This is a genomic window from Gordonia sp. KTR9, from assembly GCF_000143885.2.
Lineage (GTDB): Bacteria > Actinomycetota > Actinomycetes > Mycobacteriales > Mycobacteriaceae > Gordonia.
On sequence record NC_018581.1, the window covers coordinates 1,287,686 to 1,300,134 of the forward strand.

Sequence of the window (12,449 nt, forward strand, 5' to 3'; positions counted from 1 at the left end):
CTTGAAGCGGGTCGGTTGTGTGGCACACGTCGGCGATATTGCACACTGGAGCAGTGACTCAGGTTGGTGACGGCGAACGGCACGGTAACGGCGAACGGCTCCTGGCGGCCGTCGACATCGCGCGTGCTGCGCTGCTCGACGAAGGTCAGCGGCCGGGCGCCCATCGGCGCAGTGTTGCCGAGGGCGACTGGGCAGCCGCGCACTACTTCGACGCCGAGCTCGCGGGCTACCGGGGGTGGCAGTGGTGCGTGGTGCTGGCGGGTTCCCCGGGCAGCGACGAGATCACGCTCAGCGAGGTCGTGTTGCTTCCCGGCGACGGCTCGTTGCTCGCGCCGCCGTGGGTGCCGTGGGCCGAGCGTGTCGCGTCGGGTGACCTCGCACCGGGCGATCTGCTTGCCGCCGAACCCGACGACCCGCGTCTGGTGCCGAATCAGATCGACACCGGCGACGAGTTCCGCTTCGAGTCCGACTCGGTCGACCCCGACGACATCGGTCAGATCGCGGGCGAGCTGGGGCTCGGTCGCAAGCGACTGCTGAGCCCGGAAGGGCGCGCCGACGCCGCCCAGCGCTGGTACGACGGCGACTTCGGCCCCGGCTCGGAGATGGCCCAGGCCGCGCCGTATCCCTGCTGCACGTGCGGCTTCTACGTTCCGCTGGCGGGTGCTCTGCGGGCCGGGTTCGGCGCGTGCACCAACGAACTGGCCGCCGACGGGCGCGTGGTCTCGGCCGAGTACGGGTGCGGTGCGCATTCGGATGTGCAGGGGCCCAAGGGCGACGGGTCGCCGGCCTACGACGCCTACGACGACGGCGCGATCGAGGTCGTCGCGATCTCCCGGGACGCGGAACCGGCCCGAACCTGATCCGGCGCGCCCCGACCGTGAGCGACGACCCGTTCGACACCGCGGTGCTGCGGTCCTCCACGCTGGATGCATGGGCGGCGTCGCCGACCCGGCTCGCCGAGGATGCGGCCGCCGAGTCGGATCTGGTGACCGTCGGATATCGGGATCGGCTCCTGACCGAACTCGCCGCGAACGCCGCCGACGCCGCGTCGGCGGCCGGCATCGCAGGTCGGCTCGCGGTGTGGGTGGACGGTGCGGAACTGCACGTCGCGAACACCGGCGCCCCGCTGACCGATGCGGGGGTGCGTTCACTCGCCGCGCTGCGGGTGTCGGCGAAGACGTCGGGTGATCCGGGTGATCGGCAGATCGGGAGGTTCGGCGTCGGGTTCACCGCGACCGCGACGGTCGCCGATCGTGTCGAGATACGTTCGCGCAGTGGGTCGGTGGTCTTCGATCGGTCCGCCACGCTGGAGGCCGCGCGAGCCGCAGGCATCACCCTCGGTGCCGCATCAGACGTGCCGGTGCTCCGGTTGGTGTGGCCGACGGACCGGGAACCGGCACCGGGCTTCGACACCGAGGTGGTGCTTCACCTCCGCGAGGACCCCGGTCCGCTCCTCGAGGCGATGCTGGCCCAGGCGCCGGACCTCGTCGTCGAACTGACTGCGCTGCAACGGATCACCGTCGGAGAGGTCGAGGTGTCGGCCGAGCGGTCGGCGGGCCCGGACGTCGACGACGATGCCGCGCAGTCGGTGCTGACCACGGTGTCGGTCGTCGGACCCGCCTCGACCGACCTGCCGTCGACACGTCGTTGGCTCGAGGTCGCTCGTGGCGGTACGCGCTGGCTCGTCGACGCCGACGGTGAGCCGGGGCCGGCCGGAGATGTCCTGCGCGCGCCGACTCCGACCGACATCGAACTCAGCCTGCCGTGCCGGTGCATCACCGACCTCGCGCTCACCCCGGACCGGCGCCATCTCCACCCGCGCGCCGAGATCGGCGATGCGGCAGCGGGTTACGTCGATCTGATCCGGCTCGTCGAACCGTCGCGCAGGGTGCGCCTGGTCCCGGAGCTGCATCTGGCGCGCAATCCCGACGATGCGCGTCTGATCGAGGCGGTGCGGCGCGAACTCCGCGACGCCGCATGGCTTCCGGCGGCCGCGGGTGCGGACCTGATGCCACCGCGTGCGGTGATGCTCGTGGGCCTGACCGATCGGCTCGCGGAGATACTCGGTGAACTCTTCGGCGACCTGGTCCACCCGGATCTCTCACTGGCACAGCATCTCCCGGCGCTCGGTCGGTTGGGCGTATCGGAACTCGGGCTGGCGGAACTGGCCGAACGGCTCGTCGGCGTCGACCGCGAACCCTCGTGGTGGCACGACCTGTACGACGCCCTGGCCCCCTTGGTGTCGACCGGGCGCGAGGTCGAGGAACTCGGGGCCCTGCCCATCCCGAGGTCGGACGGCAGGACCGCGATCGGGGTGCGCGGCCTGTTCGTCAGTGACCGGATCTCGACGCCCATGCGGTGGATTCCCACCGTGCATCCCGAGGCCCGCCACGAGTTGCTGACGCGACTCGGCGTCGCGGATCTGACGGTGGCCGAGGCGGTCGGGGATCCGGCGCTGCGCAGTCTTGTCGAGGACGTCGACTTCGAGGCGGCCGACGACGGGCTGGCCGCCGAGGTCTGCGCGGTGTTGGCGGCCGACCCGGAGGCGCCGGTGCCGTCGTGGCTGTCGGCGCTCGCCCTGCTCGACGCCGACGGCGAGCTGCGTCCGGCCGATGAACTCCTGCTGCCCGGCAGTCCGCTGCTCGAGGTCCTGGTCGACGATCACCCGTTCGGCGTCGTCGACGCAGAGGTGGTCGCCGAGTGCGGTGCCGAGCACTTGCGTCGGATCGGCGTCGGGTGGGGTTTCGTCGTCGTCGACGACGACCTTCCCGTCGCGCCCGACCATGACCTGCCCGACGAGGAGGACTGGTGGGAGACCCTCGCCGATGCTCCGGAGAAGCTCAGCGCGGTGCGGGATCTCGATCTGGTCGACGACCGGCGTTGGCCGGCGGCGCTGACCATGCTGGCCACCGACGATCGGATCCGGCCGCTGCTCGCCGACCGCGCGGGCTACACCGCCTGGTGGCTACGACGCCATGCCGAGGTCGACGGTCTGCTGCTGGGGGAGTACCGATCACCGTCGGATGACGTCCTCGAAGGCGTCATCGACCCACTCGACCACCCGCACGCCGACGAACTCGGCGGCGCCCTCGCCCGACTGGAACCCGACTCCGCCGACGACGCGACGCTGCTGCTGACCCGGCTCGGCGATCGGGAACGGGCGATCAGTCCGGGTGCGGCGGTGTCGATTCATGCCGCCGTCGTCGCCGCGTGCCGGCGCGGAGCCGTCGACCCGCACGATGTGGAGGTACCGGAGCGGGTGCGGACACTGTCCGGTCGGGCGCACGATCGCGCGGTCGTGGTCGACCGGCCCTGGTTCCTCCAGGCGCTCGCCGACGACGAGTGCGTGCTCGCCGGCCCGACGGTGACCATCGCAGACGCCGACCTCCTGGGCACGCTGCTGGATCTGCCGCTCGCGAGCGAGGAGTACTCGACGGCGGTGTCCGCACCGGGTGAGGCGGTCGGCTGGGCGCACCCCGATGTGGTGCGTTTCGGAGCCGTCCGTGGCGCCGAGGTCCCGCGCGGCGAGGCCCGGTTACACGACGAACTGTGGATCACGCTGCGCGGCAATGACATCGATCGTGAGGTTCGGGTCGACTGGTGGGTCGACGCCGCGGGTGTCACGCACCTCGAGCGTCGCCGGCGTCGATCCCGGCGGTGAGGATGGACGCGAGCTGCCGATAGGCGGCCGCGTCGTCGAGGCCGGTGGCCGCCCACACCTCGCGCCGTTGGATCCGGCTCATCATCGACGACGCCAGGTCGGCGGCGAACGCGGCGTCGACGTTGCGGAACTCGCCCGCCGCCACCCCGTCAGCGATGAGCGCCTGGACGCGCGACGACGCTGCCGCGGTGTTGCGTTCGTACAGCGAGCGGGCGGGACCGAAGGCGTCGAGGTCGCGCATGAACGCCTCGGACGCCGGTGCGAGTGCCTCACCGACCGCGACCAGATAGACGATGACCCGGTCGCGCGGACTCGACGACGCCGCGACGCGCGACTCCACCTGTTCGGTCGCGGTGCGGAAGAAGTGCGTCACGGTGGCGGTGACCAGCTGCTCCTTGCTGGCCGCCAGCGTGTAGAGCGTCGACTTCGAGCATCGCAGTTCGGCCGCGATGGAGCCGATCGACAGGTGTGCGAACCCCTCGCGCAGGATCAGTTCAAGCAGTGCGTCGAACAACGCGGCCCGGCGCCGGGTCGCGAAACCCTGAGTCGGCATGCTCGCTCCTTCTGCGCAACGTGTGGCGGTCGGCTGTACGCCCCGATGCCGAAATAGTACTGTGGTTAAGACTTGAGTACTAGTTTGGCTATCAATTGCCGTTCCCTGGAGGTCTGTGATGCCGGTCGATCGCCTGCTACCCAACGACGAGGCGCGCGACCTCATCGCGCTGGTCCGCGACGTCGCGGACAAGCGCATGGCGCCCATCGTCGACCAGTACGAGAAGGACCGCCGGTATCCCGACGGGCTGTTCGCCGAACTCGGTGAGGCGGGACTGCTCGGTCTGCCGTACCCGACGGAGTGGGACGGCGGCGGCCAGCCGTACGAGGTCTACCTCCAGGTGCTGGAGGAATTGGGTGCGCGCTGGGCCGCGGTCGCCGTGGCAGTGAGTGTCCACGGCCTGGCCTGCCATCCGCTGTTCAACTTCGGTACCGACGAGCAGAAACAGCAATGGTTGCCGGACCTGCTGAACGGCAGGTTGATCGGCGCCTACAGTCTCAGCGAACCCCAGGCCGGGTCCGACGCCGCAGCTCTCGCATGTCGCGCCGCGCCCACCGACGGCGGCTACACGGTGACCGGTTCCAAGGCGTGGATCACCCACGGCGGCATCGCCGATGTGTACAACGTCTTCGCCCGCACGGGTGAGGGCTCCAAGGGCGTGTCCTGCTTCTTCGTCGCCCGCGACACCGACGGGCTCACCTTCGGCAAGCCCGAGGACAAGATGGGCCTGCACGCGGTCCCGACGACCGGCGCCTCGTACGACGGTGCGTTCGTCGAGGAGGGGCGCCGGCTCGGGTCGGAGGGGCAGGGACTTCAGATCGCCTTCTCCGCTTTGGATTCGGGGCGCCTGGGCATCGCGGCGGTGGCCACCGGTCTGGCGCAGGCCGCGCTCGACGCCGCCGTCGACTACGCGCAGGAACGAGCCGCGTTCGGCCGCAAGATCATCGATCATCAGGGTCTGTCGTTCGTGCTGGCCGACATGGCCGCCGCGGTCGACTCGGCCCGCGCGACATACCTCGACGCGGCTCGCCGTCGCGACGCCGGAATCGACTACACGCGTGCTGCCGCGACCGCCAAGCTCGTCGCCACCGACGCCGCGATGAAGGTCACGACCGACGCGGTCCAGGTGTTCGGCGGATACGGTTACACCCGCGACTTCCCGGTCGAGCGCTACATGCGCGAGGCCAAGATCACCCAGATCTTCGAGGGCACCAACCAGATCCAGCGACTGGTCATCGGACGGTCGCTGGCGCGGTGAGCTCCGCGGACGTCGGTGATCAGCGCGGGTTGTAGGAGAACGCCCGGTTGTCGAGCCGACGGAACTTCGGTCCGCCGAGTGCGATCATCAGCCGCAGGACGGCGGGGATGCGGGCGTACACCGCGTCCCGATCGGGCCCCGCCAATCCCTTTGCCATCAGCGGGCTCGTCCGCAGGGTCTCCGCCAGACCCGCCCGCTTGGCCATCTTCTCCTCGAAGGCGTTCCAGTCGTACGGCGTCATCCGGCGCTGCACGATCGCGATCGCGTCCGTCTCCTCGTGGGCGAGGTGCCTGCCGAGAACAGCCTCGGCCCGCCGCAGCGCGTCCGCGAGTGCCGCGCGGGTCGCGTCGTCGGCGTGCCCGGTCATCCGCGCGAAACCTTCCGAGCACTCCTCGAGCAGCGGATCGATCTCGTCGTGCTCGGACTCCATGGCCGCGAGTACGGCTTGCTCGGTGGTGTCGCAGCGCTCGAGCAGCAGTGGCCACAACTCGAAGTCCTCGCCGACGTGATGGTGATGCAGCGCGTGTCCGAACATCGTCCATCGCCGCGCGAGCGCGCGCCACGTCCCCGCGTCGTCGATGGGCGTGACCGGGACGGTGGCGGCGAAGTCGGCGAGGTCGCGCCGGAAGCCGTGGTGGAGCACGTACATCATGAACGGGTCGATCGGGCCTTCGGGCGCGGCGGCCTGCCCGGGGAGCATGAGCTGGATCGGGTGTGTGGAGCGGGCGGGGTGGGTGGTCATCGTCGGTGTCCTCATCGGTACGGGGGTCGGGCTGATTCGATGACCACAGTCGGCCGTGCCGCTTGTGACGCACTTGAAGGCGACTTGGGTGACGCCGTTAGGGTGACGGGATGTTGATCTCTCCGGCGACGATCGACGAGAACATCCTGAACTGGGTCGTCCAGAACCGCTCGGAGCCGTGGATCTCGATCGCCGAGGTGCTGACGCTGCTCGGCAACACCGTGACGATGACGGCGCTGACCTGTGTGGTCGTCATCGCGCTCGCGGTGACCCATCACCGGGCCGACGCCGTCTTCGTGGGTGCCGGAGTGCTTTGTGGCTATGCGGTCATGCAGGCACTGAAATACTCGTTCGCGCGGGACCGGCCGCCCGTCGAAGACCGCCTGCTCAACATCGACACCTTCTCCTATCCGTCGGGGCACGCGATGATGACGATGGTCGTGTTCGGCCTGTTCGCCGTCGCGGCGTACCGCTGCTCCACCTGGGTGCGGTCACATCGTTGGATCCTGGCGATCGCGCCCGTGCTGTCGATCCTCGTGGGCCTCACCCGAATACAACTGGCCGTGCACTGGACCACGGACGTGATCTCGGGATGGTTGTTCGGCGCGATCTGGGTTGCGCTGTCCACGTGGATACTTCTCCGGTACGAAGCGCGGCGCGGTTACGGCGGTCCCGCCGAGGATCTGCAATAGGTCATGGCCCCATCTTCAGCAAGGGGCAGTTCGATCCGACATGCGACTCAAACTGCCCCTTGCTTGTTCGGCCCCGAGATCGTCGTCATCGCCTTCTGGCCTGAACGCCAACCTCGGTTCGCTCTGGAGTTGTCAAAGGACGGTTGCGGTCCCGAGGTGTTCGGGTGCGGAAGGTGCTACGCGAAAGTGTGATCGGCGGGTGTCAGGCGGCTGCGTCGAGTCGCATGGTGCGTCGGTTGTAAGCCGGCAACGGACGGCGCCGTGGGTCGATCGATGTGGGTGGGATGAGCCAGGGGTGTCGGTCGTAGCCGATGACGATGTCCCAGCCGTGGTGGTGGACTTGGGTGTGGCAGCGTTGACAGAGCAGGCACCCGTTGTCGAGGTCGGTGGGACCGCCGTCGGCCCAGTGCTCGATGTGGTGGACCTGTGTATGCGACTGCGGCGCACCGCATTTGACGCAGCATTGGTCGCGGATGATCACGGCTTTGCGCGGGTGGGCGGGAAACAACCGCCGGGTGTGTCCCATCTGTAGTGGAACACCCTCGCCACCGCCAAGCAGCTCGCGTGCGACGGATCGCTGACCGAGATCGTCCAGGGCAGGGTGGCGGGGTCGGCGCCGGCGGCGGGGATGGTGAGCATGAGTTGGGTACGCGGGGAGCCGATGCTGTCGATGCTCGCACCGAGAGCAGCCTGATCGAGGATCAACTCGAAGGCATCTGCGCGGCGTTGCTCGGCGGTGCGTCGGTCGTCTGCGCCGTCGGGTTCGGGTCGTGGGCAGGAGCGTTCGTCGATCATCGCCAGGAACTTCTCGCCGACCGTCTAGGTCAGGTCGGCGCGGATGTCGACGCGGCCGTCGTCGGTGGCGTCGGCGAGGATGCTGGCGATGGTGCGGGCGTGTTCGAGTACTTGTGCTGGTGTCGCGCCGGAGAGTGCTTGGCCGATGAGTTCGATCGCGTACGAACTCTTATCGGTGTTGGAAAGTCAGTCGGGACAGCGTTTGTCGATGTGCGACATTCCGCGGACGATGGCGTCAGACGACTTCGGATGACAGGCGTCCGTCGGCGGCGTGACGTCCTAGCGCGGGCAGGTTGGGTAGGCCGTCGACACTGCGCGTGATCCGTGAGGCCACTGCGGGTGCGTGTCCCATCTCGATCAAGAGCTGCCGGGTGGTGCCACCTGCCTTGTGTGCGACGCCGAGCTCGTCGAGTTGTGCTGTGTGGGTGACGATCTGGTGATCGACGATGTTGCGTATCAACCGGAGCACGTTCAACGCGTCGAATGTTGCTGTGCCCGTGAGGTCGTCGGCGGGCGGTGCGGTCTCGATGAGCTGATCGAGGAGGGTGGTGAGCTCTGGCATGACTCCAAGGTACAGGAACATCCGTTCGATTTCGAGGAGTTTCCACAAGTCGGGGATCGCGAAATCTTCGACTGTGCAGGCGATTTCGTCGACTGTGCGTCGAATATCGTCGACTGTGCGTAAACCGTTGACAGAGGTGAACTCCAGTCACATCCGTTTCGGATAATCGGTCGAACAGTGGTGAATGTGCCCCGCGTCGCTCGTCACCGGGCGCGGTCCTGACAGACCAGATTCCTCCGGGCGGGGGACAGTCACGGGGCGGGGACTGGGATTCACTGGACGGATGTCGAATCCGGGGCCTCCCGACGATGATGCGAACACGTCCGGATCGCCCCACGGGGACGAACCGCCGACGTCGATCCAGCCCGCTCGCCCGACGGTGGTCCCCGGCGTGCCGCTGGACAAGGCGCCGGGTCCAACCGGGTATCCCGGACCGCAGCCGGCATATCCCCCAGGCCGGTTACCCGCCGCCGGGTTACCCGCCCCCGAACTTCCCGCCCCCGGGTTACCCGCCGCCCGGATATCTCCAAGCTCTATATCCCCACCCCGGGTACCCGCCGCACCCCCGACGGTCCAACCGCGTTGCATACCTCATCACGGGCATCGCGCTGGTCTGTGTGCTCGCGTTGGTGGTGGGGGGCGTCGTGTGGTGGAAGTCGTCGCGGGGTGGCGGGTCCGATGCCGCGCCGGACCTCGTGGCCGGTCAGCTCACGGGCTCGTTCCCCAGCGAGCCGAGTCCCGCCTGGAGCATCGATGCGGGTTCGCTGGGCGGCACGAGCTTTCTGTCACCGCAAGGGTCCGAAGGACGGTATGGCGCGCCGGGCGGTGTCACCGACGGTGAAACCCTCGTCACCATCGTCGGCGATAAGTTCACGAGCGTCGGAAGCGCGCATCGTGTAGTGGGCGTCAACACCCGTACCGGCGCGAATTGGAAGTTCGACGAAGTCGTCAGCGGATGTGCCGACACCATCGTCGACCACCGGATCGCCTGTGTCGGAGACGGAGAGGTCCACTTTCTCGACACTCGGAACGGCGCAGTGCTCGCCAGCGTGGATGCACCGTCGCAGTCCACGGAGATTGCGTTCAACGGTGAGGCCGCGTTCATGACTCAGTACGCGGCAGACGATTCGGTGGTCTTCCACAAGATCACTGAGTCGGGAACGGAATGGGCGCGTAGGTTGACCGCGCTACCCGAACCTGCGTTGGGGAGCGGTGACTCGTCGCAGTTCACCGCCACCGACGAGGTCGTGGCGTCAGCCGGTCTCCGGACACTCGTCGTGTCCGCCGATGACGGACACCAGATCATCGCCGGCGCCGGGAAAGGCGAGATCGGTCGGTTCGGCGATGGATCATTGGCGCTCGAGACGGCCACGGTGTCCGGTATGGCGATGTCCGACCAGCGGGTGAGGGTGGTGGGCCGAGACGGCGCCGTCTCGGACCTGCCAGGAGAATCGGCGATCGTGCCGTCGGTCGCCACCCCCGGGCAGCGCGGTCGATTCCTGCTGGACGGGCTGTACGTGAACCGCGAGGACGGCACCAGTACGTGGTCGACGGCCCTGACGGACATCGACCGGTTCGGGTCTCGGATCGTGCTGGCCGACGACCGTGAGGTGGTCGTGTTCAACAGGGCGTCCGGCGATTACGTCGCTCTCGATCCGACGTCGGGAGAGCAACTGTGGACGTCGTCGAGTGGTTCGACCTCGACGTACTCGGGCCACGCCGTCACCGACGGCGAACGGCTCGTGGCACCCGCGCTCGATGGTGGAGTGACGGCCCTCGATCTCGTGGGTGGCGCTCCGGTGTGGTCGTTGTCGGCGGACGCGATCGGCAACGTTCCGGTGGCGGGCAGTACAGAGCCGCGTCCGGTGCTGACGTTCGCCGTCGGCGATCGGCTGATCACCATGACCGCGACCACGATCACCGGGTTCGCACCCACCGGGCCGTCGGCCATCGTCCCCGGAACGACCCGCGGCGACGACGACGCCGGTGGCGACGAAGCCGAGTACGTCACGCCGTGCGGGTTGCCCCCGGTCTTCACGCCGCAGTCGTTCCGGACGTCGGCGGGCGGGCTGGGCGTGACCATGAAGGTCACCGCGAAGTGCCCGGGCGGCGACGTGCTGTACGGACCGCAGACCCGGATCACCATCACCGACGGCACCGGCATCGTCGCGTCCGGCAATTTCGACTTCCGGCGCGCACCGGTTGCGGTGCCATCGCTCGACGGAGCGGGCGAGGCGCTGACGATGGAACTGACCTACCCGCCGGGGAGCTTCTTCCGGCTGCCGGACACGCTCGATACGCAGGGCGCGGACACGACCGGCGACTCCGGCCGGTACCTCGTCGACTGCGACAAGGGCCCGGCCCCCGGTGCCCCGCCGAAGCTCACGGCACCCCGGTCGGGGACCTCGGCGTCGTCGACCGCCACCGGCCCCTCGTTCCCGGCCGGCGCCGACGTGACCGCGAGCAGTGTCGGCGCCCTGCGTCTGCAGGCCGATGCCGATCGCGCCTTCATCCTGGCGAACCTGAACAACCGGTGGGTCGCGCAGCTGAGTTCCAAACGACCGGGTCTCGTGGCCGAGGGACGCACCTGGACCGATCCGGCGATCCTCGACGAATTCCTGGCACTCCGGCTGCGGTTCAACGACGTTCGGCTCCTCTGGAGTGACGAGTGGCCGGTGTTCTCGTACCGGGGCTGGTGGGTGACGGTGGCCGCGGCGACCTTCCCGGGGCCGGTGGAGGCCAACAACTGGTGTCGCGCGCAGGGATTCGGTCCCGACAACTGCTTCGCGAAGCTGGTCAGCACGACGGCGGGTCCGGAGCGGAGCACCGTGTACTGGAAATGAGGTACACCGGCAGCCCAGGTGGAAGGGCACGCCGGATTGCCCCGAACGATGCCAACCGGTCGGCGCCCCGCGATACGGTCGGGTATGGATTTCTCCCCGTCAGCGCGGTCGGCCGAACTCACCGAACGCGTGCGCAACTTCGTGACCACCGAGATCGAGCCGGTCGAGCCCGAGATCCATCGGGACATCAAGGCTCGCCGCGACGGGGACGGCGACCCGTGGACGCCGTCGCCGATCATCGCCGAGCTCCAGAAGAAGGCCCGGTCGCAGGGATTGTGGAACCTCTTCCTGCCCGCCGAGCACGCCGGTCGTTATGCCGCGGATTTCGGCACCGACGGCGGGGCCGGACTCACCAACATCGACTACGCCCCGGTCGCGGAGGCGATGGGTTCGTCGGGGCTCGCGCCGGTCATCTTCAACTGCAGCGCACCCGACACCGGGAACATGGAGGTGCTGCTCCGCTACGGCACCGAGGAACAGCGCAAGCAGTGGCTCGAGCCGTTGCTGACCGCCGAGATCCGCAGTGCCTTCTGCATGACCGAACCGGCCGTCGCGTCGTCGGACGCCACCAACATGGCCGCGACCGCCGTCCTCGACGGCGACGACGTCGTCATCAACGGAACCAAGTGGTTCTCCACCGGCGTCGGCCATCCCGACTGCAAGGTCCTCATCTTCATGGGCGTCACCGATGCCGAGGCCGACCGGAAGTCCCGCCACACGATGGTGCTCATCCCGATCGACACCCCCGGGGTCACCATCGACCGGATGCTGACCACCATGGGCTACTACGACGAGCCGTTCGGCCACGGTGAGGTCAGCTTCGACAACGTCCGCGTCCCGGCGTCCAACATCCTCCTCGGACCCGGCCGGGCGTTCGAGATCGCGCAGGGCCGCCTCGGCCCGGGCCGCGTGCATCACTGCATGCGGGCGATCGGACTGGCCGAGAAGTCGCTGGAACTCGGTGTGCGTCGCGCACTCTCGCGCGAGGCCTTCGGCAAACAGCTCGCCCGTCTCGGCGGCAACAGCGAACGTGTCGCCGACGCCCGCATCGCGATCAACCGGTCGCGGCTGCTCGTCCACCACGCGGCGTGGCTGCTCGATCAGGGCCTGTCCCGAGAGGCGGTGTCGGCGGTCAGCGAGATCAAGGTCGAGGTGCCCAACATGGCGCTCGACGTGATCGACCTCGCGATCCAGTTGCACGGCGGTGCCGGACTGACCGACGACTTCCCGCTGGCGCAGGCCTGGGTGGGCGCGCGCTCGCTGCGACTGGCCGACGGACCGGATGAGGTGCACCGCAACGTCGTTGCGCGCATCGAGTTCGGCAAGTACCGCTGATCGGGGAA

General features: G+C 68.7%; 8 protein-coding genes and 1 pseudogene. 6 read left to right on the forward strand and 3 right to left on the reverse strand.

Going from position 1 to position 12,449, the window contains the following annotated elements; translation table 11 throughout:
* The first annotated feature begins 53 nt into the window (after positions 1 to 53).
* Positions 54 to 860, forward strand: coding sequence for a DUF3027 domain-containing protein (locus KTR9_RS06600; protein ID WP_010844325.1), 807 nt, complete (start codon positions 54 to 56; stop codon positions 858 to 860).
* A 17-nt stretch (positions 861 to 877) separates the two neighbouring features.
* Entirely contained in the window at positions 878 to 3,661 is a 2,784-nt protein-coding gene (locus KTR9_RS06605; RefSeq protein WP_014925747.1) for a sacsin N-terminal ATP-binding-like domain-containing protein, read from the forward strand.
* On the opposite strand, the gene KTR9_RS06610 is transcribed toward KTR9_RS06605, so the two are convergent.
* Positions 3,621 to 4,214, reverse strand: a complete 594-nt coding sequence (locus tag KTR9_RS06610) for a TetR/AcrR family transcriptional regulator (protein WP_010844323.1) — start codon at positions 4,212 to 4,214, stop codon at positions 3,621 to 3,623. The genes KTR9_RS06605 and KTR9_RS06610 overlap by 41 nt on opposite strands.
* 118 nt (positions 4,215 to 4,332) lie before the next feature.
* On the opposite strand from KTR9_RS06610, the gene KTR9_RS06615 reads away from it, so the two are divergent.
* A complete protein-coding gene (locus tag KTR9_RS06615) occupies positions 4,333 to 5,472 on the forward strand; it encodes an acyl-CoA dehydrogenase family protein (protein WP_010844322.1) in 1,140 nt (379 codons plus the stop codon).
* A gap of 19 nt (positions 5,473 to 5,491) precedes the next feature.
* On the opposite strand, the gene KTR9_RS06620 is transcribed toward KTR9_RS06615, so the two are convergent.
* Entirely contained in the window at positions 5,492 to 6,214 is a 723-nt protein-coding gene (locus tag KTR9_RS06620; RefSeq protein ID WP_014925749.1) for a hemerythrin domain-containing protein, read from the reverse strand.
* Between the two features lie 110 nt (positions 6,215 to 6,324).
* Here KTR9_RS06620 and KTR9_RS06625 point away from each other — a divergent pair, with 110 nt between their 5' ends.
* A complete protein-coding gene (locus KTR9_RS06625; protein WP_014925750.1) occupies positions 6,325 to 6,906 on the forward strand; it encodes a phosphatase PAP2 family protein in 582 nt (193 codons plus the stop codon).
* A 202-nt stretch (positions 6,907 to 7,108) separates the two neighbouring features.
* On the opposite strand, the pseudogene KTR9_RS06630 reads toward KTR9_RS06625, so the two are convergent.
* Positions 7,109 to 8,284 (reverse strand): annotated as a pseudogene (locus KTR9_RS06630) (HNH endonuclease).
* Between the two features lie 596 nt (positions 8,285 to 8,880).
* Here KTR9_RS06630 and KTR9_RS06635 point away from each other — a divergent pair.
* Both KTR9_RS06635 and KTR9_RS06640 read left to right on the forward strand, forming a co-directional pair.
* A complete protein-coding gene (locus KTR9_RS06635) occupies positions 8,881 to 11,106 on the forward strand; it encodes an outer membrane protein assembly factor BamB family protein (RefSeq protein WP_238554061.1) in 2,226 nt (741 codons plus the stop codon).
* 84 nt (positions 11,107 to 11,190) lie between these two features.
* Entirely contained in the window at positions 11,191 to 12,441 is a 1,251-nt protein-coding gene (locus KTR9_RS06640) for an acyl-CoA dehydrogenase family protein (RefSeq protein ID WP_044506093.1), read from the forward strand.
* The last annotated feature ends 8 nt before the right edge of the window (positions 12,442 to 12,449 follow it).

What these genes read in the sequence shown, in the direction of transcription:
- KTR9_RS06625 (WP_014925750.1), top strand. Translation starts at nt 6,325, where the DNA reads ATGTTGATCTCTCCGGCGACGATCGACGAGAACATCCTGAACTGGGTC.
- KTR9_RS06610 (WP_010844323.1), bottom strand. Translation starts at nt 4,214, where the DNA reads ATGCCGACTCAGGGTTTCGCGACCCGGCGCCGGGCCGCGTTGTTCGAC.
- KTR9_RS06615 (WP_010844322.1), top strand. Translation starts at nt 4,333, where the DNA reads ATGCCGGTCGATCGCCTGCTACCCAACGACGAGGCGCGCGACCTCATC.
- KTR9_RS06620 (WP_014925749.1), bottom strand. Translation starts at nt 6,214, where the DNA reads ATGACCACCCACCCCGCCCGCTCCACACACCCGATCCAGCTCATGCTC.
- KTR9_RS06640 (WP_044506093.1), top strand. Translation starts at nt 11,191, where the DNA reads ATGGATTTCTCCCCGTCAGCGCGGTCGGCCGAACTCACCGAACGCGTG.